This window comes from Serratia ficaria, from assembly GCF_900187015.1.
GTDB lineage: Bacteria > Pseudomonadota > Gammaproteobacteria > Enterobacterales > Enterobacteriaceae > Serratia > Serratia ficaria.
The window spans coordinates 3,735,595-3,759,024 of the sequence record NZ_LT906479.1 but is presented as its reverse complement, the minus strand read 5'-3'; the positions used below and the strand labels follow the sequence as shown (position 1 = coordinate 3,759,024).

The window sequence follows — 23,430 nt, the reverse complement described above, 5'->3', positions numbered from 1 at the left end:
CCAATACGATTAAAATTGCCGTTCAGGCTGCGCTGGGGGCGGGTGTAACGCAGAGTTGCCGGGGTTTTTTAAACGCAAAGCTCGAAATTCGTACGGCAGCTTCAATACTTGATAGTGATGTTCCCTTCCTCAGGCAGGTGATGATCATGAGCAAAAACTATAGGGTCGCCGATTATCTTCTCGATCGTTTAGCCCAGATTGGCATTCGCCATTTCTTCGGCGTACCGGGCGATTACAACCTGCAGTTTCTCGATCACGTGATAGCCCACCGGCAAATCACCTGGGTGGGCTGCGCCAACGAGCTGAATGCCGCCTACGCCGCAGACGGCTACGCGCGCTGCAAGCCGGCGGCGGCGCTGCTGACCACCTTCGGGGTGGGAGAACTGAGCGCGGTGAACGGCATCGCCGGCAGCTATGCCGAATATCTGCCGGTGATCCACGTGGTCGGCACGCCGGCGCTGCGCGCCCAGCGAGCCGGTGATTTGCTGCACCATTCGTTGGGCGATGGCGATTTCGGGCATTTTGCCCGCATGGCGCGGGAGGTGACGGTGGCGCAGGCCAACCTGACCGCCGACAACGCCGCAGCGGAAATCGATCGCCTGCTGACCACCGCGCTGTTTGAGCATCGCCCGGTGTATCTGATGTTGCCGAGCGACGTGGCGGAAGCGCCGCTGGCTTCCCGGCCGGCGCCGCTGATGCTGCGGCAGGCCAGGCTGTCGCAGACGTCGCTGCAGGCCTTTATCGCCGCGGCGCGTGAAAAACTGCAGGGTGCGCGGCGGGTGTCGCTGCTGGCGGATTTCCTGGCGGAACGCTTTGGCGCCGAAGCAGCGCTGGACCGCTGGATGAATGAGGTGGCGATGCCGCATTCAACCCTGCTGCTGGGCAAAAGCGTGCTGGACGAGACCCGCGCCGGGTTTATCGGCACCTATACCGGCGCCGCCAGCGATCCGCAGGTCAAACAGTTGATAGAGAATGCGGACGTGGTGATTAACGTCGGGGTGCGTTTCACCGACACCATCACCGCCGGCTTCAGCCATAACCTGCCGCCGGAGAAGTGCATCGACGTCCAGCCGTTCGAGGCGCGGGTCGGCCAGCAGGTGTTCGGCCAGATCCCGATGCGCGCTGCGGTTAACGCGCTGCATCAGCTGAGCCTGTCGCTGGCTGAGCGGTGGCAACTGCCGCCGATGACCCGCCCGTCGCTGCCGGCCGCCGGCGACGCCGGGCTGGATCAGCACGGCTTCTGGCAACAGCTGCAGGATTTCTTGCGGCCGGGCGATATGCTGATCGCCGATCAGGGCACCGCCTGCTTTGGCGCCGCCGGGTTGAGCTTGCCGCAGGGATGCCGGTTTATCGTCCAGTCGCTGTGGGGATCGATAGGCTATACCCTGCCGGCGGCGTTTGGCGCGCAGACCGCCGAGCCTGAGCGGCGGGTGCTGCTGGTGATCGGCGACGGCGCCGCGCAGCTCACCGTGCAGGAGCTGGGGTCTATGCTGCGCGACGGCCTGAAGCCGGTGATCTTCCTGCTGAATAACCAGGGGTACACCGTCGAACGGGCGATCCACGGGCCGGAACAGCGTTACAACGACATCGCCCAGTGGAACTGGACGCAGCTGCCGCAGGCGCTGGCCGGCCAGCGCCCGGTGAACATCCTGCGCGTCAGCGAGCCGGAGCAGCTGCGCCAGGCGCTGCGCGAGGTGGCGGACAGCCGCCAGCTGGCGTTTATCGAAGTGGTGTTGCCGAAAATGGATATTCCGGAGCTGCTGGATACCGTTTCGCGCGCCATTCAGTCACGCAACGCCGCGGCCTGATGTTCATCGCTTTCCAGCAGCCGCTCCAGCATCCAATACCCCGCCGGCCCCGGCGGGGTCAGCTTTGACCACACCGCATCCACCGAAATCAGCCTGGGCCAGCCGCGCGGCCGCAGCTCGGTCAGCTTGCCGTGCCCGTATTGCCGCACCAGCCAGTGCGGCAATACCGCCCAGCCGAACCCCTGTTCCGCCATTTCCAACAGCAGCAGATAGCTGGGCGCCGACCACACCAGGCCGCCGGCGCGCGTCGCGTCGCGTCGCTGCCGGTATAGGTGTTCAATGTGAGCTGTCGGGTGCCGGATAGCTGATCCGGCGTAGGGGCGGCAACCTGCGCCAGCGGATGGCGGTGGGCGACGAACAGGCCCATCTCCGTTTGTTCCGGCAGCCGGGCGAAAGCAATATCCGGCGGGTAGTGTTTTTGCACCTCGACCATGCCCAGCTGCGCGCGGCCGCTTTGCAGCAGATCGATCACGTCGCCTTCTTCGGCGATCATCCACTCCAGCTCGATATCCTGATAGCGCCGCTCGAAGTGCTGCATCAGGCGGTCATGGTGCTTGGGTTGATAGGTATCGGAGAACACCATGCTGAGACGCGGTTCGACATTGCCCGCCAGCCGGATGCTCAGCGCGTCAAGCCGCTCGCCGGCGGCGAGTATTTCCCGCACGTGGCCCAGCACCTTGTGGCCGGCGGCGGTCAGCACCGGCTGGCGCGAACTGCGATCAAACAGCGTCAGCGCCAGATCGGCCTCCAGGTTGGCGATGGCGGTGCTGATGGTCGACTGGCTCTTGCGCAGCTTGCGCGCCGCCGCGGAGAAAGAGCCAAGGGCGGCGGCTTCAACGAAGGCCTGAAGTGCTTCGGGAGAATAGCGCATAAACTATCTATTTTATCGATGGAACATATTTTTAATCTACCCGAAAAAACGATGATAATCACCTGGCTTTCACGATATCCGTCAGAACACAGGTGATGTATGCAACTGCAAAACAAGTCTTTCATTGAACGTATCGTCCACGCCGTCGGCTTCGAAGCCATCGCCGTGATGGTTTGCGCCCCGCTGGGCGCGTGGCTGCTCAACCGCTCGATGATGCAGGTCGGCGCTCTGGCGGTGATGCTGTCCACCGTCGCCATGGTCTGGAACATGGTCTACAACACGGCGTTCGACCGCCTGTGGCCGGTAAGCCGGGTGGCGCGTAATCTGAAGGTGCGGGTGCTGCACGCCGTCGGTTTCGAAGCCGGCTTTATCCTGATCGGCGTGCCGATCGCCGCCTGGATGCTGAGCATTACGCTGGTGCAGGCCTTTATGCTGGAACTTGGTTTCTTCCTGTTCTTCCTGCCGTACACCATGTTCTACAACTGGTTGTACGATACGCTGCGTCAGCGCTGGTTCGAGGCGCGTCAGCCGCTCAATTCCGGTGCCAAATAAGGCGTCGCCAACCTGCGGCTCCTCAGGTAATGTCAGGGGATAGTCTGATAACGCGGAGAAAGAGCGATGAAAGTGTTGGGTTTGCTGGGCGGCATGAGCTGGGAATCGACCATCCCTTATTACCGCATGATCAATGAACAGGTGAAGGAGCGCCTCGGCGGTCTGCATTCGGCCAAAATCGTGCTCTACAGCGTCGATTTCCAGCAGGTGGAACGCCTGCAGCATCAGGGCGACTGGGAAGGGGCCGGGCAACTGCTGGCCGCCGCCGCCGTCTCGCTGCGCGCCGCCGGCGCCGAGGCGCTGGTGATTTGCACCAACACCATGCACAAGGTGGCGGAGGCGGTTGAGCTGGCCAGCGGCCTGCCGCTGATCCACATCGCCGACGCCACGGCGCGGCAGGTGCGGCAGCAGGATATTCGCCGCGTCGGGCTATTGGGAACCCGCTTCACCATGGAGCAGGAGTTTTACCGCGGCCGCTTGCAGCAGCGGCATGGTATCGAGGTGGTGACGCCGGTCGCCGCCGATCGCGATATCGTCCACCGCATAATCTACGAAGAGCTGTGTCTGGGGAAAGTTCGCGATGCGTCGCGCGACGAGTATCGCCGCATTATCAGCGATTTAGAGCAACAGGGCGCGAACGGCATTATCTTCGGCTGCACCGAGATCGGTTTGCTGGTCGGCGCGCAGGATGCCTCGGTGCCGGTGTTCGACACCACCGCCATCCATGCGCGCGCCGCCGCGGAGTATGCGCTGGCCTAGTCGCCGCGCGGCGGCTGGCGTTTGTTCACCAGCATCAACGGCTTGCCCGCCAGCACCAGCCAGGCGGGCAGCATCACCACGCACAATACCGGCAGCAGGTGCAGGTCCGGCACCACCGCTATCGCCATGAACAGGCTGAGCCAGCCGTCGCGCGTGACCACCAGCACCAGCCCCATGATGGCGCAGGAAACGGTGATCGCCGCCGGCACCGCCGGCACGTGCTGATGCAGCATCAGCCCCAGCGCCACGCCGACAAACACCGCCGGGAAGATGCGACCGCCGCGAAAACCGCTGGCGGCGGCGATCACCAGCGCCGCCAGCTTGGTCAGCGTAATGGTCAGCAACGCCGCCACCGAATAGCCGTCGTCTGCGGCCAGGCGCTTCATCTCATCCAGCCCCTTGAACAGGGTGATCTCACCGCCGAACAACGCCAGCACGCCGAGCGCGAAACCGCCCAGCCCCAGCATCAGCACCGGATTTTTTATCGAGTGGAACAGCCGATGGGCGTGGGGAAAGCACCACAGCGCCACCATGCCCAGGGCGATGGCGATCAGCGCCACCACCGCGCCGCTGAAAATGTCCGGCAGCCGGGTGATGTCGTAGGCGTCGAGCCGCAGCGCGAAATTCGGGGTGAAAAACAGCTGGGTAGTCACCGCGCCGGCCGCGGCGGCCATCAGCGGCGCAAACAGCCGGTCCCACAGCGGCACCTCATTATTGCCCGCCAGGGTTTGTGAAAAAATCAGCGCCGCGGCCACCGGGGTGCCGAACATGGCGCCGATGGTGCCCGCCGCCGCCAGAATGATCCAGTCCATGCGCGGCACCTTCGGCAGCAGGCGAGAGCCTGCGGCCACCACCAGCGCGATATTGATGGCGGTGATCGGGTTCTCCGGCCCCAGGCTGACGCCGCCGGCCAGCCCGATAATCAACGCCAGCCCCAGGCCGGGCACCGCGGCCAGCGGCAACGGCATGCCGATCAGCGATTCCGTCGCCGGATCCGGCCCGGCGTGGCCGGGCATGTAGCGCACGATCAGCCCGACCGCCACGCCGGCCAGCGTCAGAATGCCGAGCAGCCACCAGGGGGAAGCGCTATCGATGTTCAGCGCGGCGGGAATGTTGACCCACAGCAGCCGCTGCAGCGCTTCGGCGAACTTTATCACCAGAATGAGCACCAGGCTGGAGGCGGAACCGATAATCAGCGCGGGCAGAGCGAAGGCCAACATGGCATTGGCGCGCGGGTGCAGCATGAATGATCCTTGTCTATGGCCCCCTGAACGGCAGGGCGGCGGGCGGTTGGAAGTGACCACAGCTTGCCAGACAATCGGCCGGCAGGCACGCATTGATATTGCCCGGCGCCGATGACGGTTAACAGCCGCCGCCGCGCGTTTTTTTGCCGCAATTTGTTTCAAACCGCGGCGACATCGCCAGGCTGAAACGTTTTTTGTGATCGAGATCGCTAATGGATGGCAGACCGGAGGATGGTGATTGTTGTTTTCGCAGCGGGATTTTACAGTGTGGGCAGCTTTTTATTTTTCATTTTGCGGAGAAGATATCGATGACCTATGCCCTCGTAGGTGATGTTGGCGGCACCAATGCCCGCCTGGCGCTGTGCACTGTTGCGACGGGTGAAATTACCCAGGCAAAAACCTATTCCGGCCTCGAATTCGACAGCCTGGAGGCGGTGATCCGCCACTATCTGCAAGAACGGGGTATCGCGGTGCAGGACGCCTGCATCGCGATCGCCTGCCCGGTGACCGAAGACTGGGTGGCGATGACCAACCACAGCTGGGCGTTCTCGATCAAGGAGATGAAGGCCAACCTGGGGCTGAGCCACCTGGAGGTGATCAACGACTTTACCGCGGTGTCGATGGCGATCCCGATGCTGTCGCCGGACGACGTGCTGCAGTTTGGCGGCGGCAGCGCGCAGCACGACAAGCCGATTGCGGTTTACGGCGCCGGCACCGGGCTGGGCGTCGCCCATCTGGTGCAGGTCAACCGCCGCTGGGTCAGCCTGCCGGGTGAGGGCGGCCACGTCGATTTTGCGCCGAACAGCGAAGAAGAAGACGTCATTCTGGAGGTGCTGCGCGCCGAAGTGGGGCACGTTTCCGCCGAGCGGGTCTTGTCCGGTCCGGGATTGCTCAATCTGTACCGCGCCATCGTCAAGGCGGATGACCGCCTGCCGGAGAAGCTGGAGCCGAAGGACGTCACCGAACGCGCGCTGGCCGACAGCTGTATCGACTGCCGCCGCGCCCTGTCGCTGTTCTGCGTGATCATGGGGCGTTTTGGCGGCAACCTGGCGCTGAACCTCGGCACCTTCGGCGGCGTATATATCGCCGGCGGCATCGTGCCGCGCTTTATGGAGTTTTTCAAAGCCTCCGGGTTCCGCGCCGCTTTCGAAGACAAAGGGCGGTTCCGGGATTACGTGCGCGACATCCCGGTGTTCATGATCACCCACGGCCAGCCGGGCCTGCTGGGGGCGGGCGCCCACCTGCGCCAGACGCTGGGCATGCATCTGTAACGTTCGACGCGTAAAAAAGGGGCGTAGCCGTCAGGCTGCGCCCCTTTTGTCTTTTCGGCGTATCAGGCTTTGGCCAGCTCCGCCGCCTGGCGGCCTTCCTCTTCCTGCTCCACCGCTTTCGGCGCCTTGATGAACAGGGTAATCAGCAGTGATGCAGCCGACAGCACGCCAATCACCATAAAGGTGGCGTGGAAGCCGCCGAAGTATTTGGCGACGAACGAACCGGCCAGCGCGCCCAGGCCGAAGCCCTGGTAGATGATGCCGTAGTTCTTGCTGTGGTTTTTCAGGCCGAAGAAGTCGCCGACAATCGCCGGGAATACGGTGATGTTGCCGCCGAAGCAGAAGGCGACCGCGCCGACGCAGATAAAGAACAGCGTATGGTTCAGGGTCAGGAAGCTCAGCGCGACGATCGCCAGCACCGTCACCAGCATGGTGAAGCTGATAACGCGCATGCGGCCCACCTTATCGGACAGGGTGCCGAGGATGATGCGGCCGGCGGTGTTGAAGATAGCCACCGCAGAGACGGTGTTGGCGGCGGTGGCCAGATCCATCCCGGCCAGCTGTACGCCCATGTCTTTCACGATGCCAATCAGGTACAGGCCGCTCATGCAGGCCGCGAAGAAAATGATGAACAGCAGGTAGGCTTCCTTGGTGGCCAGCATCTGGCGCACGCTGAAGTCGTTGCCCAGGCCGTTGGCGTTGCGTTGCGCCGGCTGGTTGGCCAGCACCGGCTCTTTCAGCAGCAGCGAGCCCAGCACGATCAAGGCCATCACGATGGCGCCCCAGTAGAAGAAGGCGCCGGAGACGCCGACGTCGGCAATCAGCGCGGCGTTGACGTATTTGAACAGCAGGCTGCCGCTGCCGAAGGCGCCGACGGAGATGCCGGAAATCAGCCCCTTGTTGGCCGGGAACCATTTAATCAGGTTGGACAGGGTAGAGATGTAGGCGATGCCGACCGCGAAGCCCACCACCACGCCGGCCAGCAGGTAAATCATGTCGAGCGAGCTGACGTGGGCGCTGGCGATCAATCCCAGGCCGACCAGCACGCCGGCGCACAGCGTCAGGTTGCGGATGCCGAAGCGTTCCTGCAGCTTGCCGGCGAACAGCGTGGCGAAGGCCAGGAAGAAGCTGGTGATGGAGAAGGTGGTGGCGACGTCCGCCAGGCCCCAGTGGAACTTGTCGACCAACGGCTGGTTGAACAGGCTCCAGGTATAGATGGTCCCCAGACCCATCTGACAGATGATGGTGCCGAGAACGATTAAGCTGCGATTTGCCGGTTTGGTGTTCATGGCCGGTCTCCTTCCTGTGTGTGTTGCCGGGCGTCAGCCGTTGGCGGAAATTTGCGGGGAAATCGGGGCCCGCGGTATGGGTTTATTATATGGGGGGGAGTACCAGCCAACGGCGGATCGGGAATGAGTTGCACGGCAGCGGGAATGAAATGCATCTGGCGCTGCATGAGTTGCCGTTTTAGCGCCGAAACGGGTGTGAAATGCAGCGAGTGACACGTGATCTACATCAAATATATCAACGATTTATTGTGAATCGGCGGTGATGGATTGTGGCGAGATTGTGAAGGATTTGTCTGGAAGGCGTAAATCGGCCTTGCTCCTATAGAGCGGCGGCGGGCGCGGGCCTATGTTATCCGGGAACGGACAGGTTCCGCTCTGCAGGAGTCCTTGAGATGAAAAAAACACTGTTGTTACTGGCGGCGCTGCTGGCGCTGCCGCTGGCGAGCCACGCCGGAGTGTCGATCGGCGTTAACGTTCCGGGTCTGTCATTGCATATCGGCGACCGCGACAATCGCGGCCACTACTGGGACGGTTACCGCTGGCGCGATCCGCGCTGGTGGTCTGAGCATCGCGTCTATCAACGGCCGCGCGGCCACTATTACGGGCCGCCGCCGCGGGTGATCTACTATGAGCCGCCGCGGCGCGAATGGCGCGGACGGCCGCACTACCGCATGCCGCCCCCGCCGCCGCCAGGCTATTACCATCGCCCGGGGCCGCGCTGGTAACGGGCTACAAGCGCATCAGCTGGCGGAATTCCTTCACCTTGCTGCGGCTGACCGGCACTTCAAACTCCAGGTCGCTCAGCCGCAGAATGTAGGTGTTGTTGAACCAGGGCACGATCTCGCGGATTTTCGACAGGTTGACGCAGTAGGAGCGGTGGCAGCGGAAGAAATGCTCCTCCGGCAGGCGGCCGTAAAACTCCGTGAGGTTCATCGGCATCACAAACTCTTCGCGGCGGGTGTAGACCCGCGTCACTTTCTCGTCGGCGGCGGCGTAGTAGATGTCGTTGATGTCGGTAACGATGATCCGTTCGTCTTTAATCAGGTTGATGCTGTGGCCGCCGCGCCCCGGCGCCGCGCTGTGCTCCGGCGCGCTGGCGGGGCGGTTGTGCAGCGCCTCCAGCTTTTGCAGCATGGTGACGATGCGCGCCTCGTGATAGGGCTTGAGGATATAGTCGAACGCCTCGATCTCGAACGCCTCCACCGCATGCTCTTTGTAGGCGGTGATGAACACGATCGACGGGCGATGGGCGAATTTGCTGATGTTCTGCGCCAGCAGCACGCCGTCCAGCGACGGAATATTGATGTCGAGGAAGATGGCGTCGACCTGATGATTCTGCAGGTACTTCAGCACGTCCAGGCCGTCTTCGAAGGTGGCTTCGATCGCGATGTTGCTGTGCTTTTTGATCAGGTAGCTGAGCTCTTCCTGCGCGAGGAATTCGTCCTCCACGATGATGGCTTTCATGAGGCCTCCCCGGCCGGCAAGACGCCGCGTTCCGCCGGCAGCTTGCCGCCGTTTTTGCTGATGTAAAAGGCGATTTCGGTGCCGGGCTCCAGGCGGCGGATGCGCAAGCCCTGGCCGTACAGCAGCGAAACCCGGTGATGCACGTTGAGCAGGCCGATATTGTGGCCCGGCATTTCGTTGCGCGCCACCCGGGCGATGGTTTCCCCGTCGATGCCGTGCCCGGTGTCCTTGACCGAAATCTTCACCCGATCGCCGCCGTCTTTCACCGCGATCACCACCACCCCTTTGCCCTTGCAGGGCTGGATGCCGTGCACGATGGCGTTCTCCACCAGCGGTTGGATCAGCAGGCTGGGAATGCGCACCGAAATATCGTCGTCGATGTCGTAAATCACCGTCAGTTTGGCGCCGAAGCGCGCCTGTTCGATGGCGATATAGTCCTGGATCTGGTGCAGTTCCTTGCGGATGTCGATCAGTTCGTCGTTCAGCTCCAGGTTGTAACGCAGGTAGCGCGACAGGTTGATGATCAGCTGGCGGGCGGTGTCCGGATTGAGCCGAATCGACGAAGAAATGGCGTTCAGCGCGTTGAACAGGAAGTGCGGATTGATCTTGCTCTGCAGCGCGCGCATTTCAGCCTTGTCCGCCATCTGGCGCAGGTGCTCGATGCGCGACACCTCCATCTGGGTGGAGATGATCTGCGACAGGCCGACCGCCATCACCTTCAGCGTGTTGGTTATCTGGTGCGCGTGGCAGTAGTAAATCTTCAGCACGCCGGTCACTTCGCCCTTTTCCCACAGCGGCACCACCAGCTGCGAGTGGATCTGCGGCGTGGCCGGGTTCTCCAGGTTATTCTTGATGATGATCTTGCCGTGGCGGATGCTCTCGCGGGTGACGCGGCTCAGCCCCTCGCGGCCGATCGGGTAGGCTTCCTGGCCCACGCCGACGTAGGCCAGCACCCGGTGGGTATCGGTGATCGCCACCGCGTCGGCCTGAATGTCCTGGCGGATAATGTTGCAGATGGTGCCCAGCGACTCGTTGTTGATGTTGCGGAAGTAGGGCAGGGTTTTATGGGCTATATCCAGCGCCAGCTTGGCCTGGCGGGCGGCGATCACCTCTTTTTCATCCTCGACGCTCTGCACCAGCAGCACGATCAGCCCGATGCACACCGTGCCGAGGATCATCGGCAGCGCAATCTGCGAGATGATGTCCAGCCCGAGCGAGGTCGGGGTGGCCCACAGCGCGATCAGCAGCATCGTCAGGGATTCGCACAGCATGCCGCCGATGATGCCGGCGCGCCAGCGCTGCTCCTTCTTTACCTTGAGGTTGATGTAACCGGCGCTGATGCCGGCGATGATGCTGGTGATCAGGCAAGGCACCGAAGTGATGCCGCCGATGTCGATCAGATAGCGATGCACCCCGGCGATGATGCCGGTAATGATGCCCACCCAGGGGCCGAACAGGATGCCGCCGGCCATGATGGCGATCACCCGCACGTTGACCAGCGAGCCTTCGACGTTGATGCCGGAATAGGTGCTGAACAGCGCGAACAGCGAGAAGATCGCCGTGACGATGCCCAGCTCGAGCGGCGTATGGTCTTCTTTCTGCAGCAGTTGGCGGAACAGCCGGGTGCGGGTCAGGAAAAACAGGCAGATTAACATCAGCGCGGCGCGATCAAACACCGCTAACAGCATTTCAAAAAAAGGGTGCACGACGGGCTCTCGCTGCGGCGGACAGATGGCGGCAGTATATCACAGCGAAACAGGCCCGTGGCGTCGGGGGCGCGCCACGGGCCGGCGGTCAGTTAACGCCGAGCTGCCGTTTGCCCAGCGGGGTCAGCAGGCTGAGCGTGGCGCGGCCGACGAAGTCCACTTCGAAGTCATCGGAGGCGAAATCCGGCGGCGTCTTGCCGGCGATAAAGCTCGGCAGCTGGCGCTGCAGATAGGCGTCGTTCTTCGCGCAGCCCGGCGCGGCGGCGATGTACATCACGTTGCTGTCGAACTCGCCGTTATGTTCGTTTTCCACCGCGTGGATCACGTCGCAGTGCCAGAACACCGTATCGCCCGGCTCCAGGTCGGGAATAGGGGAAATCCCACTGAGCAAAAGGGGATGCCATTTTTCCGAGATCGACAGCGCACGGCCCGGCGCCGCGCCGCACAGATCGTCGTCGGCGACGTCGTCCTGCAGCGCGCGCAGCAGCACATAGGCCATGGCGTTGGCGACCGGCACCAGGTTGAGCGTGCCGGCGTTGGTGCGCTGCGGCGTCAGCGCCGTCCAGCCCTGGAAGGTGCGGAACATCGAGCACACCGCCGGCGAGGCGATCTCGCGCACCTCGGTGCGGCCGTCGGCGGCGAAAGGATCGTAGCGCTGCCAGTCGCCGGAGAACACGTGGCGGTAAACGTAGCGGAAGTTTTCGTCCAGCCAGCGCTCGATGGTGCCGCTGTCGACGTGCGGCGACAAACCCAGCGACGACGAGTTCGGCGGGCGGCGGCGGGTGCGATCGGCATAGGTGGCGACCCGCGTCGGGTCGAAGTGCTGTTTGCCGTTGCTTTCGGTTTCCCACAGGCTGTTGAGGAACACCTGCACCGCATGCATGCGCGCATCCTGCCGCGCTTCGACCTGCGGTTTGGACCAGTAGATGCCGTAGATCTGCGGCTTGCTGGCGGCCAGCTTGCCGAAGTAGTTGTCTTCGGCGGCGTTTTTCAGCCGTTCGACGAAGTTATTGCGATCGAGGTAATCGCCGACCTCGCGGTTCCAGGCTTCGGCCCTGGCGCGCGGAAAGACGCCGCGGATGGCGCAGGCGCCGCGCTGTTTGATCAGCGCTTTTTGCCGCTCGCTGACGCGCTGCTGCAGAATGTCTTCGGCGTCGATTTGCGGCACCGGATTTTCTCCGGCGGCCAGCTCCTGGCGGATCTGTTCCACCTGGCCGCGGATATTGTCTTCCAGCGCCAAAAACACCTCGCGGTAGTTGGGCAACGCCTGGCGCAGCTGCTGTTTGACGCTTTTAATCGCTGCCGGGATGTCGTCGATGCGTAATGAAGCCATGGTGTTCTCCTCATGCCGCGTTCGCACGGCGGCGGGCAGTTGTAGGGGACGAGGTTAGACGTTATGGTTTTGTGGTTTTATCGTTAATGATTATCTGGATTTAATCGAGGAAAATAAAGGGATATCTTTCATTCGTAAGTTCCTCTTTTTCGTTTTTCGGAGATTTTGCATGAAGCTGAGTACGGAACGTTTGACCCTGCAGTCCATGACCCGTGATGACTGGCCATTGTTTTTAAGGCTGAATCAGGATCCCGAGGTGATCCGTTATATTTCCGACCCGCGCAGCGAGGAGGAAATCCGCACGCGCTTTGAGGCGCGCCTGCCGGAGTGGCATAAGCATGGGGAGCAGTGGCTGTGCCTGGTGATGCGTGAAAAGGCCGGCGGGGAGGCGGTGGGCATCACCGGCTTTCGGCCGATGTGGCTGCCGTGCCAACAGGCGGAGGTGGGGTACGGCATTTTGCCGTCCGGGCACGGCAAGGGCTACGGCAAGGAGTCGCTGCGGGCGGTGCTGGATTTTGGCTTCAACGCCTGCGGCTTCCACAAGCTGACCGCCACCGTAACCGCCGGCAACATCGCCTCGCGCCGGCTGTTGGGATCCTGCGGTTTTCAGCTGGAGGGCACGCTGCGCGATAATTTCCGCCTGGGGGGGCAGTGGCACGCCGACTGGCTGTTCGGGCTGTTGGCGGCGGAGTTCCGGGCGGGAAAATAAAAATATTGCGGCGGGTATCGACAATGCCGTCGCCGCTGCGATATGTTCGATATTCGACCTGAAAACGGGTCAGCGTCGCTCGGACGGTCCGGGCGCTAACGTCTCCTCGAGGAACCTATGGCTGATAACAGTCCACAACGCCGTTTTACGCGTATTGAACGCCTCCCCCCCTACGTATTCAACATCACCGCCGAACTGAAGATGGCCGCACGCCGTCGCGGCGAGGATATTATCGATTTCAGCATGGGCAACCCCGACGGCCCGACGCCGCCGCACATTGTGGAAAAACTCTGTACCGTCGCCCAGCGCGACGATACCCATGGCTATTCGACCTCGCGCGGCATTCCGCGCCTGCGCCGCGCTATCTCGCGCTGGTACGCCGATCGCTACCAGGTGGATATCGATCCGGAAAGCGAGGCCATCGTCACCATCGGCTCGAAAGAGGGGCTGGCGCACCTGATGCTGGCGACCCTCGATCACGGCGATACCGTGCTGGTGCCTAACCCAAGCTACCCGATCCACATCTACGGCGCGGTGATCGCCGGCGCCCAGGTGCGTTCGGTGCCGCTGGTGGACGGCGTGGATTTCTTCGGCGAACTGGAACGCGCCATTCGCGAAACCATTCCGCGGCCGAAAATGATGATCCTCGGCTTCCCGTCCAACCCGACCGCCCAGTGCGTCGAGCTGGACTTCTTTGAGCGGGTGGTGGCGTTGGCCAGGCAGTACAACGTGCTGGTGATCCACGATCTGGCCTACGCCGACATCGTCTACGACGGCTGGAAAGCGCCGTCGATCATGCAGGTGCCGGGCGCCAAGGACATCGCGGTAGAGTTCTTCACCCTGTCGAAAAGCTACAACATGGCCGGCTGGCGCATCGGCTTTATGGTCGGCAACCCGGAGCTGGTCAACGCGCTGGCGCGCATCAAGAGCTACCACGACTACGGCACCTTTACCCCGCTGCAGGTGGCGGCGATCGCCGCGCTGGAAGGCGATCAGCAATGCGTGCGCGATATCGCCGAGCAGTACCGCCAGCGCCGCAACGTGCTGGTGAAGGGGCTGCACGAAGCCGGCTGGATGGTCGAAAACCCGAAAGCCTCGATGTACGTGTGGGCGAAAATTCCCGAGCCATACGCTCATCTGGGGTCACTGGAGTTCGCCAAACGCCTGCTGGCGGAGGCCAAGGTGTGCGTCTCGCCGGGCATCGGCTTTGGCGACTACGGCGACACCCACGTGCGTTTCGCGCTGATCGAGAATCAGGATCGCATTCGGCAGGCGGTGCGCGGCATCAAGGCGATGTTCCGCGCCGACGGCCTGATCAAGCCGGGCAAGGCCGGCGCCGGCAAATAATCCCCGCAGGTCGGGCGGCGTCCCGGCCTTATTTTTGTCTGCCCTAAGGTTTTCTTCATTATTTCCCCATTATGCTCGACTACTCTTTTTTTATTTATCGGGAAGAGTCGATGCGCAACCGCTACGCGAGATCGCAAATTGCTTTGCACTGGCTGACGCTGCTGATGGTGATCCTCACCTATGCGGCAATGCTGCTGAGGGATCAATTTCCGGACGATGCGGTGCCGGCGGTGAAAAACCTGCACTTCAATTTCGGCGTTGCGGTCTTTGTGCTGATGCTCATTCGGCTGGGGCTGCGCCACGTCAAGGCTGCGCCGCCCGTCACGCCGGGTTTGGAAGAGTGGCAGGAGCTCGGCGCCAGGGTTTTTCACTGGCTGCTGTACGTGCTGTTCCTGACGCTGCCGGCGCTGGGGGCGCTGACGCTGGCCTATGGCGGGAAACATTGGGTATTGCTGGGCTGGCCGGTGCCGCAATGGGTGACGCCGGACCCGGTGATGCGCCGGCTGATCAAAACCGCGCACGAAACCCTGGCCAACGTCGGCTACTTTCTCATTGGCGGGCATGCGCTGGCGGCGCTGTATCATCACTTTTTGCGCAAGGACGACACCCTGCGGCGCATGATGCCGGGTAAATAGCCCCGGCGGCCAGAAACAACAAGGGGACGCGTTTGCGTCCCCTTGTCTGTGTTCCCGGTCAGGCTGAGGTCAGGCAACCATCAGCATGAAGGTGCCAATCCACGCAACCAGCATGAATGAAACGCCCATCAAAAAATATTTCACTGAACAACTCCCGTGTGGAGTCCTCGCCAGCAATGATCCCGATTGTTGTGCTGAGTATTTTATGGGCAACCTGGGTTAGCCGGCGGGTTCTTCAAGCAGAAAGAACAACGTCCTCGACCACAAGTTGTCCGCTTGTCGCGCTTCACAGTCCGTGAGGTAAAATCTGAACCGCGACAGGATCGGCGCTAATGTACTCTCAATGCCAGAGTGATTTCAATACTGTGTTTTTGATCACATTTTTTGGCGTTTTTTTAATCACCTGTCGCTGTTTTTAAACGATTTTTATTTACCCCGGCGCACGGCGCGCCGCCGGGGCAGCCCGCGGCGGCGGGCTTTATCGTTATGTTTGCTGTGATGTTGTGAAACGGGATCAGGCGACGGCGTTGAGGCCGGTCAGCAGGATGGCCCAGAAGACGAGGCAAGACAGCAGAATAACGGTCCAGATATTACGGCGACTCCACTTCATTTTTAGCCTTCATGGTTGCTTTTGGTGATTGGGTAATCCACACATCGGCGAAAAATGAAGAAAATTTAGCCCCCGCAGAGAATATTTTTCCTACCGCTGAGGAATTTCCGCCACTGCGGCCCGCACCTCGTAGCCCAACAGGTACAGCGCCTGCTCCAGCGCTTCGACCTTCGAGGCGTAGCCGACGTCCAGCAAGCGATCCATTTGGGCGCCGTTAAAGCCCAGCCTGCGCGCCAAATCCGCTTTGGCGACGGTTTTGGCCAGCATAATGTTATGCAGCTCGCGCTTTAGCGCCACCAACACCGGCAGGTGGATCGCCAGCTCTTCCGCCTGCAGCGGAGAGGGGGCGGGGATCGCCAGCCCTTCGTCCATGGCGGCGGCGATGGCGTTCAGCAGGCTTTCCTGCGCCTCCAGCTCGACGTCTTCGCGCTTATAGCAGGCCGCCCGCTGTTCAGGAAAATCGCGAAAGCCAATCTGCCAGGCGTCGCTGTCGTGGTCAAAGGCGTAGTGAGCGGGGTAATGGCAAGGCATGGTGATTCCTGAGGGGGGGTGAATGATGCGGTATTGTGACCGCTTGGCCTGCAGATAGCCAGCGCGGGCATATCGATTTTATTTTCAAAACGGAGGATTATAGATTCGCCCCATTTTTTTATCGTTGGCAATATTCTTAATCCCCGGCATGGAAATGACCGGTTGTTATTCTGTTTGTTGCGTTTTTTTATTTCCTCTGTGGGAATGATAATCAAAATCAAATATCACTCGATATTTTCATACGATTTCACTTTGCCGATATCGTTCGGAATATTATCAATAAAAAGTAATCAACTCATTGATATTGTTTATTTTGTTGTTTTAAATTTCACTTTTTAACTCATGTGAAATTCAGGGTTTCAGCAGATATCACTTTAATTCGGGTGTTATTGATCATGTTTATAAATAGTCTGTTTAAGAGATAGCGTTTTCTTTTGCTTGAGAATATTACTTAAGAATATTCATTACGCCATGGCTATTAACCGACGGATCGCACCGATTTGTCGGGCGCCCGCTTGCATCCTCGTTATTACGGCAGGGAAGCAGTATCAGGATTAAAGGAATACTTCGTGTCTAAAGTTAACCCCCGCTTGCGCCGACCGGGTGAGCGCCGCCCCATTAAACATGCCGCGTCCGCGTCATTGTTATTCGTTGGTTTGAGCCTGCCGCTCGGCGCCGTGGCGGATGAACACTACGACGCATTGATTCGTCAGGCGCGGGCGGGAAATACCGGACCGGTATTGGCGTATCTGGCGCAGCGGCGCGCCGCTGCCGGCCTGAACCCGCAGCAGCGGGCCGACTTCATTCAGGTGGCCGGCTGGGCCGGGCGCGATGACGAGGTGATCGGCCTGTGGCAGGCGGGGGGCGCCGGGCTGCCGCCGGATGCCGTCAGTCTGGCGGCGGTCGCCCGCGCTTATCGCAACCAGAAGCAGTGGCAGCCTTCGCTGCGCCTGTGGCGTGCGGCGTTGCGGCAGGCCCCGGCCGACGGCGGGCTGCGGCGCGGCTATGCGATGACGCTGGCCGACGCCGGCCAGGATGCGCAGGCGCAGACGGAAGTGGCCAAGCTGGCGTCCAGCCTCGATCCGGCCGCCTGGCACTTGACGCGCGCCTACGTGGACCAAGCGGGGGGCCGTACCTGGGCGGCGTTGGAGCATGCCAGCCGCGCCCGGTCGCTGGCGCCGTCGGACGCCGGCATCCGCGCATACTACGTTACCCTGCTGGCCGCCAACCGGGTGGCCGAGCCCGCCCTGCGTGAGGGCGTCAGGCTGTCGTTGCCGCCCGAGCAACTGCGGCGGCTGCAGGCGGACGAGGCCGCCGAGCTGGTGCGCCTGTCGTTTACCGACGCCCGCGGCGAACGGCAGCGCTTCGTCGTCGCCGACCGCGCGCTGGCGCGCTACGACCTGCTGCTGGCGCAGTGGCGCCCGCTGCCGGAAGCGCAGGCCAATTATCAGCAGGCGCGCATCGATCGGCTGGGCGCGCTGTTGGCGCGTTATCGCATGGCGGAGGTGGTCAGCGGCTATGAAGCCTTGCTGGCGGAAGGGCGGGCGGTGCCTGATTACGCGCAGCGCAGCGCTGGGCCGCGTCCGCCTATCTTTACCTGCAGCGGCCGGACAAGGCGCAGGCCATTTTCAGCCGCGTGAACGAGGCGGCCCCGCAGGCCGTTACCGCCGATGACGCCACCGACCTGTTCTACGCGCAGGCGGAAGATGAACGCATCGACAGCGCCGCGGCGCTGGCGCAGCGCGTCAGCCGGCAGTATCCCTACGCGACCCGTTTGTACCAACTGCCGACCCTGGCCTACAACGACGACTGGCTGGCCGGGCAGACGCTGCTGGCGCAGTCGCGGGTGTATCAGCGCGATCTGGCCGACGCCGAGCGGCAGCTGACCCATCTGGCGCGCACCGCGCCGGGCAATCAGGGGCTGCGCATTTCGCTGGCCGGCGTCTATCTGGCGCGCGGCTGGCCGCGCCGTGCGGAAGAGGAATTGAAACAGGCGGAGGGGCTGGAGCCGCGCAGTCTGCCGCTGGAGATCCAGCAGGGCTACGCGGCCCAGGAGCTGCAGGAGTGGCGGCAGCTGGATATGCTGGCCGACGACGCGATGCGGCGCGCACCGGAAAGCGCCGCTGCGCAGCAGCTTGAGCGCCAGCGCCGCATTCATCACCTGTCCGAGCTGCGCATCAGCGGCAATCAGGGCATCGATTCCGACGGCCCGATCAGCGGCAGCCATGACTTCGGCATGCACGCCGCGCTCTATTCGCCGCCGATTGACGAGAACTGGCGGCTGTTCACCGGCTGGGGTTTCAGCACCGGCCAGTTCGAAGAAGGCAAGGGCATCAACCGCGATCTCGGCGCCGGGGCCGAGTGGCGCTCACGCGGCAACTGGGCGGAGATGGAGGTCGCCAACCGCAATTTCGGCCACGGCAATCAGCTCGGCCTGCGGCTTTCCTCCTGGCATGACTTCAACGACCAGTGGCGCATCGGCGGCTCCGCCGCGCGGCTGTCGGCCGACACTCCGCTGCGGGCGATGGCGAACGGCATCAGCGCCAACGGCGGCAACCTGTGGCTGCGCTGGCAGCAGAATGAAAGCCGCGAGCTGCGCGCCAGCGTGGCGCCTTCGCGCTTCAGCGACGGCAACAACCGCCTGGAATATGGGGTGGAGGGGCGCCAGCGCCTGCTGTCCGGCGCCCGCTATCGGCTGGATATGAACCTGACGCTGGCCGGCAGCCGCAACAGCCGGGAAAACACTCCCTACTACAACCCGCAGCGCGATTTCACGCTGCTGCCTTCGCTGACGCTGGATCACAGCCTGTACCGCCATTATCAGACCGAGTGGAGCCAGCAGATCCAGGCCGGCGCAGGCGGCTATTGGCAGCAGGGCTATGCGCGCAAGCCGATCACCCAGCTGGGGTACGGTCAGCGCGTCAGCTGGGGCGGGGTGCTGGACGCCGGCGCCATGCTGCAGTTTGAGAAGCATCCCTACGACGGCAAACGCGAACGAAACATCAGTGTGACTTTTGATCTGAATTATCGTTTTTAAAGGAATAACCATGCTTTTTCGATCCTCGCTTTTAATGCTGGCAGCGCTGCTGACCAACGCCTGCAGCCAGGCGGATGTGCCGCGCTTCACGCCGCCGGCGGAGCGCCCCGTCGCCGCCGCCGACCGGCCCTGGCCGGCCAATGGCTACGCGGTGCTGGCCTATCACGACGTGGAAGACGGCGCGGCGGACCAGCGTTATATGGCGGTGCGCACCAGCGCGTTGAACGAACAGTTCGCCTGGCTGAAGCAGAACGGCTACCGGCCGGTGTCGGTCGATCAGATCCTGCGCGCGCAAAACGGCGGCCCGGCGCTGCCGGACAAGGCGGTGCTGTTAACTTTCGACGACGGCTACAGCAGCTTTTATCACCGGGTTTTCCCCTTGCTGAAGGCCTACAACTGGCCGGCGGTGCTGGCGCCGGTGGGCGTCTGGCTGGATGCCCCGGCCGACAAGCCGGTCGACTTCGGCGGCCTGATGACGCCGCGCGATCGTTTCCTCACCTGGCAACAGGTGCGCGAAGTGTCGGCGTCCGGGCTGGTGGAAATCGGCGCGCATACCTACGCTTCGCATTACGGCGGCATCGCCAATCCGCAGGGCAACACCGAACCGGCGGTGGCCAACCGCCTCTATGACGGCAAAGCCGGGCGGTACGAAAGCGAGGCGGAGTACCGCCGGCGCATCGGCAAGGACGTCGAACTGATTACCCGGCGCATCACCGCCGCCACCGGCAAGGCACCGCGGGTGTGGGTATGGCCTTACGGCGCGGCCGGCGGCGTGGCGCTGGATATCGTCCGCCAGCGCGGTTATCGCCTGGCGCTGACGCTGGAAAACGGCCTGGGCGACGTCAACCGCCCCGATAACGTGCCGCGTCTGCTGATTGCCGGCAACCCGTCGCTGGCCAGCTTCGCCCAGCAGGTGACTCAGATCCAGAATCGGCAGATCATGCGGGTAGCGCATGTCGATCTGGATTACCTCTACGATCCGGATCCGCAGCAGCAGGCCAAAAATCTCGATAAGCTGATCCAGCGCATTTACGATCTGCGCATCAACACCGTGTTCCTGCAGGCGTTCGCCGATCCGAAGGGCGACGGCAACGTGCGCGAGCTTTACTTTCCCAACCGCTGGCTGCCGATGAAGGCCGATCTGTTCAACCGCGTGTCCTGGCAGCTGTCTTCACGCGCCGGCGTATCGGTGTATGCCTGGATGCCGGTGCTGGCGTTTGAACTGGGGCCGGAGGTGCCGCGGGTACAGCGCATCGATCCGCAAAGCGGCGCGCTGTCCGTCGACGGCAAACAGTATCGCCGGCTGTCGCCGTTCAACCCGGTGGCGCGCCAGCGCATTGCGCAGATCTACGAGGATCTGGCCGCGCACGCCACTTTCAAAGGGATCCTGTTCCACGATGACGCGCTGCTGTCCGACTTCGAGGACGCCGGCCCCGACGCGCTGGCCGCTTATCGCGCCGCCGGCTTCGCCGATTCGGTGCAGGCGATACGCCAGGATCCGCAGATGCTGGCCCGCTGGACGCGCTTCAAAAGCCGGGCGCTGATCGACTTTACCCAAACGCTGGCCGAACGGGTGCGGGCAATCCGCGGCCCGCAGGTGCAAACGGCGCGCAACATTTATGCGATGCCGATCCTCGATCCCGCCAGCGAAGCCTGGTTTGCCCAGAATCTGACGGACTTCCTGCAGGCCTACGATTGGGTCGCACCGATGGCGATGCCGCTGATGGAGAACGTGCCGCAGGACGAGAGCGCGCGCTGGCTGGATCGGTTGGTCGGCGGCGTAGCGGCTTACCCCGGCGCGCTCGACAAAACGGTGTTTGAACTGCAGGCCGTCGACTGGCGCCGTGGCCGCCAGAACAGCCTGGACGACGGCCGACAGCTGGCCGAATGGATGCGTCGCCTGCAGCGCAATGGCGCGCAGAGCTTCGGTTATTACCCTGACAATTTCCTCGACGATCGGCCGAAGCTGGATGCCGTACGCCCGGTGTTGTCCTCAGCCTGGTTCCCGCTGCCATGACCGATCGTTTAATTGCCTTATTCATCCTGTGCGTGGTGTTGAGCGTGCCTTTCGGCATCGTGCTGCTGTTTACCGGCGAGATGCTGCTTAACTTCGTGTTTTTCTGGCCGCTGTTTATGTCCGGCATCTGGATCACCGGCGGCATTTATTTCTGGCTGCATCGCGAGCGGCACTGGCGCTGGAACGCCGATATGCCGCCGCCGGCGCTGCCGGGCAACCCGTCGGTCAGCATTCTGATCCCCTGCTTCAACGAGGGGCTGAATGCGCGCGAGACCATCTCGGCGGCGTTGGCCCAGCGCTACCAGAATATTGAAGTGATCGCCATCAACGACGGCTCGAGCGATGACACCGCCGAGGTGCTGGACCAGCTGACGCTGGAGTTCCCCCGCCTGCGGGTGATCCATCTGGCGCAGAACCAGGGCAAGGCGATAGCCCTGCAGGCCGGGGCGGCGGCGGCGCGCAGCGAATATCTGGTGTGCATCGACGGCGACGCGCTGCTGGATCGGGATGCGGCGGCTTATCTGGTGGCGCCGCTGCTGGCTAACCCGCACGTCGGCGCGGTGACCGGCAACCCGCGCATTCGCACGCGTTCTACGCTGATCGGGCGCATTCAGGTCGGCGAGTTTTCTTCGATTATCGGTTTGATCAAGCGTACGCAGCGCGTTTACGGCCGGCTGTTCACCATCTCCGGGGTGGTGGCGTCGTTTCGCAAGCAGGCGCTTACCGACGTTGGCTACTGGAGCCAGGACATGATCACCGAGGACATCGACATCAGCTGGAAGCTGCAGCTGAAGCACTGGGCCATCTTCTTCGAGCCGCGGGCGCTGTGCTGGATCCTGATGCCGGAAACCCTGCGCGGTCTGTGGAAACAGCGCCTGCGCTGGGCGCAGGGCGGTGCGGAAGTGTTCCTGAAGAACCTGCGCAATCTGTGGGCCTGGGAGCATCGCCATATGTGGCTGCTGTTCGCCGAATATTGCCTGTCCACGCTGTGGGCGTTCACGTATCTGGTCAGCGTGCTGATTTTCCTGGTCGGGCTGGCGGTGCCGCTGCCGGAGGGGATCCGCATTCATTCCCTGCTGACGCCGGCGTTCACCGGCCTGGTGCTGGGGGTGGTGTGCCTGCTGCAGTTCACCGTCAGCCTGATGCTGGAGCGCCGCTACGAGAAACACTTCGGCCGCTCGCTGTTTTGGATCATCTGGTATCCGCTGGTGTATTGGCTGCTCAGCCTGCTGACCACGCTGGTGGCCTTTTCCAAAGTGATGTTGAAAGCCCGGCGCGGACGCGCGCGCTGGATCAGCCCCGACCGGGGCATAGGGAGGATGAAAGAGTGACGGATATACTGATTTATTCTGAACGCGGCCTGCTGCCGCGCCTGATTGACGGGGCGTTGACGCTGTTCGCCTGGTGCGGGTTCATTTACCTGTTCAGCCGCGGCCTGATGTCGGTGATGGAGCAGCACGGGGCGCATTCCGCGCTGTCGCTGCTGCAGGTGATTTCGCTGTACATCGTCGTGGCGCTGTTTAACGCCGTCAGCCTGATCGGCTGGGCCAAGTACAACCAATATTTCTCGCGCCGCAGAGCGGCCGGCCGCTGGCGGGCGCAGCAGCAAAATACCCGTATCGGCTACATTACGCCCGAACTGACCGGGCAGCTGAAACGCCTGCCGATCGCGGTGGTCTTCCATAACCACGGCGGCGGCATCAGCCAGGTCAGCGCCCGGGCGACCCCGCCGGAGATGGCGGACAACAAGGTAGTGTCGCTGCGTTAATCCGCGCCGCCTTTCGCCCGGCGGGCGAGGAGGCGGGGCGGCAGCAGCAGGGCGCACAGTACGCCAATCAGGCTGATGAGCGGCAGCCAGCGCGGCATCGCGCCGGGGCAGTAGTTGTTGATGACGCCGCAGAGGTACAGCGCCAGCGGCCAGCCGGGAAGCGCGACGTCGTTGAGCCGGAAGGCGGTGTGGGCGACAAATCGAACGATCAGGCCGAGCCAGCACAGCGACCAGGCCATGACGCACAACAGATACAGCAAGACCGCGTGGAATTTGGCGCTATCGCCGTGCGCATGGTTGCAGAAATGGTTTTTGTCCAGATAGGGCGACAGCAGCGACAACAGCGCGATGCCGGCGGCGAAAACGATCGTCGAGAAAACATAGTTTCTGCGCGTAATGCGGCGTGTGAACACGCTTTTGGCGATGTGCCCGAGAGAGTCCAAAATACAGTCCATTGCAGCGCGAACGGCGGAAATGCC

Annotated in this window: 21 protein-coding genes and 1 pseudogene; 13 read left to right on the top strand and 9 right to left on the bottom strand. The window is 62.5% G+C overall.

The window, feature by feature from the left end; all coding sequences use genetic code 11:
- Positions 1-146: 146 nt before the first annotated feature.
- Positions 147-1,808, top strand: a complete 1,662-nt coding sequence (locus tag CKW09_RS17725) for an alpha-keto acid decarboxylase family protein (protein ID WP_061795959.1) — start codon at positions 147-149, stop codon at positions 1,806-1,808.
- Here the strand turns inward: CKW09_RS17725 and CKW09_RS17720 are convergent.
- Positions 1,784-2,679, bottom strand: a pseudogene (locus CKW09_RS17720) (LysR family transcriptional regulator). The gene CKW09_RS17725 and the pseudogene CKW09_RS17720 overlap by 25 nt on opposite strands.
- Before the next feature lie 99 nt (positions 2,680-2,778).
- Between CKW09_RS17720 and CKW09_RS17715 the strand changes: the two are divergent.
- Both CKW09_RS17715 and CKW09_RS17710 read left to right on the top strand, forming a co-directional pair.
- Positions 2,779-3,231 carry a multidrug/biocide efflux PACE transporter gene (locus tag CKW09_RS17715; RefSeq protein WP_061795696.1) on the top strand — a complete coding sequence of 151 codons (453 nt, stop codon included), beginning with the start codon at positions 2,779-2,781 and terminating at the stop codon, positions 3,229-3,231.
- A 66-nt stretch (positions 3,232-3,297) separates the two neighbouring features.
- Positions 3,298-3,990 carry an aspartate/glutamate racemase family protein gene (locus CKW09_RS17710; RefSeq protein ID WP_061795697.1) on the top strand — a complete coding sequence of 231 codons (693 nt, stop codon included), beginning with the start codon at positions 3,298-3,300 and terminating at the stop codon, positions 3,988-3,990.
- On the opposite strand, the gene CKW09_RS17705 is transcribed toward CKW09_RS17710, so the two are convergent.
- Positions 3,987-5,234: an ion channel protein gene (locus CKW09_RS17705; protein WP_095098609.1), complete on the bottom strand. Its 1,248-nt coding sequence runs from the start codon at positions 5,232-5,234 to the stop codon at positions 3,987-3,989. The two genes, CKW09_RS17710 and CKW09_RS17705, sit on opposite strands and share 4 nt — an antisense overlap.
- 308 nt (positions 5,235-5,542) lie before the next feature.
- Here CKW09_RS17705 and glk point away from each other — a divergent pair, with 308 nt between their 5' ends.
- Positions 5,543-6,505 (top strand): glucokinase, encoded by a 963-nt coding sequence (gene glk / locus CKW09_RS17700; RefSeq protein ID WP_095098606.1) that lies wholly within the window; start codon positions 5,543-5,545, stop codon positions 6,503-6,505.
- 62 nt (positions 6,506-6,567) lie between these two features.
- Here the strand turns inward: glk and CKW09_RS17695 are convergent, their stop codons facing one another.
- A complete protein-coding gene (locus tag CKW09_RS17695) occupies positions 6,568-7,794 on the bottom strand; it encodes an L-lactate MFS transporter (protein ID WP_061795700.1) in 1,227 nt (408 codons plus the stop codon).
- 392 nt (positions 7,795-8,186) lie between these two features.
- Between CKW09_RS17695 and CKW09_RS17690 the strand changes: the two genes are divergently transcribed.
- The gene (locus CKW09_RS17690) at positions 8,187-8,519 is read left to right on the top strand and encodes a DUF2502 domain-containing protein (RefSeq protein ID WP_061795701.1); all 333 of its coding nucleotides are present in this window, start codon (positions 8,187-8,189) and stop codon (positions 8,517-8,519) included.
- Positions 8,520-8,523: 4 nt separating this feature from the next.
- Here the strand turns inward: CKW09_RS17690 and CKW09_RS17685 are convergent, their stop codons facing one another.
- From CKW09_RS17685 to CKW09_RS17675, 3 genes are all read right to left on the bottom strand, one after another.
- On the bottom strand, positions 8,524-9,258 hold the full coding sequence (locus tag CKW09_RS17685) for a LytR/AlgR family response regulator transcription factor (RefSeq protein WP_061795702.1): 735 nt from the start codon (positions 9,256-9,258) through the stop codon (positions 8,524-8,526).
- Positions 9,255-10,946, bottom strand: coding sequence for a sensor histidine kinase (locus tag CKW09_RS17680; protein ID WP_061795703.1), 1,692 nt, complete (start codon positions 10,944-10,946; stop codon positions 9,255-9,257). The genes CKW09_RS17685 and CKW09_RS17680 overlap by 4 nt, the downstream gene beginning before the upstream one ends.
- A gap of 106 nt (positions 10,947-11,052) precedes the next feature.
- Entirely contained in the window at positions 11,053-12,297 is a 1,245-nt protein-coding gene (locus tag CKW09_RS17675) for a DUF1479 domain-containing protein (RefSeq protein WP_095098603.1), read from the bottom strand.
- A gap of 169 nt (positions 12,298-12,466) precedes the next feature.
- Between CKW09_RS17675 and CKW09_RS17670 the strand changes: the two genes are divergently transcribed.
- The 3 genes from CKW09_RS17670 (at position 12,467) to CKW09_RS17660 (ending at position 14,988) form a co-directional block, all read left to right on the top strand.
- Complete coding sequence (locus CKW09_RS17670) at positions 12,467-13,006, top strand: GNAT family N-acetyltransferase (RefSeq protein WP_061795705.1); 540 nt, start codon at positions 12,467-12,469, stop codon at positions 13,004-13,006.
- A 117-nt stretch (positions 13,007-13,123) separates the two neighbouring features.
- Complete coding sequence (gene alaC / locus CKW09_RS17665) at positions 13,124-14,353, top strand: alanine transaminase (RefSeq protein ID WP_061795706.1); 1,230 nt, start codon at positions 13,124-13,126, stop codon at positions 14,351-14,353.
- Positions 14,354-14,463: 110 nt separating this feature from the next.
- Positions 14,464-14,988, top strand: coding sequence for a cytochrome b (locus CKW09_RS17660; RefSeq protein ID WP_061795707.1), 525 nt, complete (start codon positions 14,464-14,466; stop codon positions 14,986-14,988).
- Positions 14,989-15,057: 69 nt separating this feature from the next.
- Here CKW09_RS17660 and ypdK read toward each other — a convergent pair whose 3' ends face one another.
- Together ypdK and CKW09_RS17655 are read right to left on the bottom strand one after the other, a co-directional pair.
- Positions 15,058-15,132: a membrane protein YpdK gene (gene ypdK / locus CKW09_RS24600; protein ID WP_115939819.1), complete on the bottom strand. Its 75-nt coding sequence runs from the start codon at positions 15,130-15,132 to the stop codon at positions 15,058-15,060.
- A gap of 556 nt (positions 15,133-15,688) precedes the next feature.
- Positions 15,689-16,129, bottom strand: a complete 441-nt coding sequence (locus tag CKW09_RS17655) for a type II toxin-antitoxin system HicB family antitoxin (RefSeq protein WP_061795708.1) — start codon at positions 16,127-16,129, stop codon at positions 15,689-15,691.
- Between the two features lie 569 nt (positions 16,130-16,698).
- Between CKW09_RS17655 and CKW09_RS24905 the strand changes: the two genes are divergently transcribed.
- Genes CKW09_RS24905 through pgaD form a run of 5 tightly spaced genes read left to right on the top strand, consistent with a single transcriptional unit; the run spans position 16,699 to position 22,951 of the window.
- Complete coding sequence (locus CKW09_RS24905; RefSeq protein WP_231922080.1) at positions 16,699-17,769, top strand: hypothetical protein; 1,071 nt, start codon at positions 16,699-16,701, stop codon at positions 17,767-17,769.
- Positions 17,727-19,166: a poly-beta-1,6 N-acetyl-D-glucosamine export porin PgaA gene (gene pgaA, locus CKW09_RS24900; protein ID WP_331712618.1), complete on the top strand. Its 1,440-nt coding sequence runs from the start codon at positions 17,727-17,729 to the stop codon at positions 19,164-19,166. Before CKW09_RS24905 ends, pgaA begins: the two co-directional genes overlap by 43 nt.
- Positions 19,167-19,176: 10 nt before the next feature.
- Complete coding sequence (gene pgaB, locus CKW09_RS17645; RefSeq protein WP_095098600.1) at positions 19,177-21,183, top strand: poly-beta-1,6-N-acetyl-D-glucosamine N-deacetylase PgaB; 2,007 nt, start codon at positions 19,177-19,179, stop codon at positions 21,181-21,183.
- Positions 21,180-22,514 carry a poly-beta-1,6-N-acetyl-D-glucosamine synthase gene (gene pgaC / locus CKW09_RS17640; protein ID WP_061795711.1) on the top strand — a complete coding sequence of 445 codons (1,335 nt, stop codon included), beginning with the start codon at positions 21,180-21,182 and terminating at the stop codon, positions 22,512-22,514. Before pgaB ends, pgaC begins: the two co-directional genes overlap by 4 nt.
- On the top strand, positions 22,511-22,951 hold the full coding sequence (gene pgaD, locus CKW09_RS17635; RefSeq protein ID WP_061795712.1) for a poly-beta-1,6-N-acetyl-D-glucosamine biosynthesis protein PgaD: 441 nt from the start codon (positions 22,511-22,513) through the stop codon (positions 22,949-22,951). The genes pgaC and pgaD overlap by 4 nt, the downstream gene beginning before the upstream one ends.
- On the opposite strand, the gene CKW09_RS17630 is transcribed toward pgaD, so the two are convergent.
- Complete coding sequence (locus CKW09_RS17630; protein WP_309545508.1) at positions 22,948-23,406, bottom strand: hypothetical protein; 459 nt, start codon at positions 23,404-23,406, stop codon at positions 22,948-22,950. The genes pgaD and CKW09_RS17630 overlap by 4 nt on opposite strands.
- Positions 23,407-23,430: the final 24 nt, after the last annotated feature.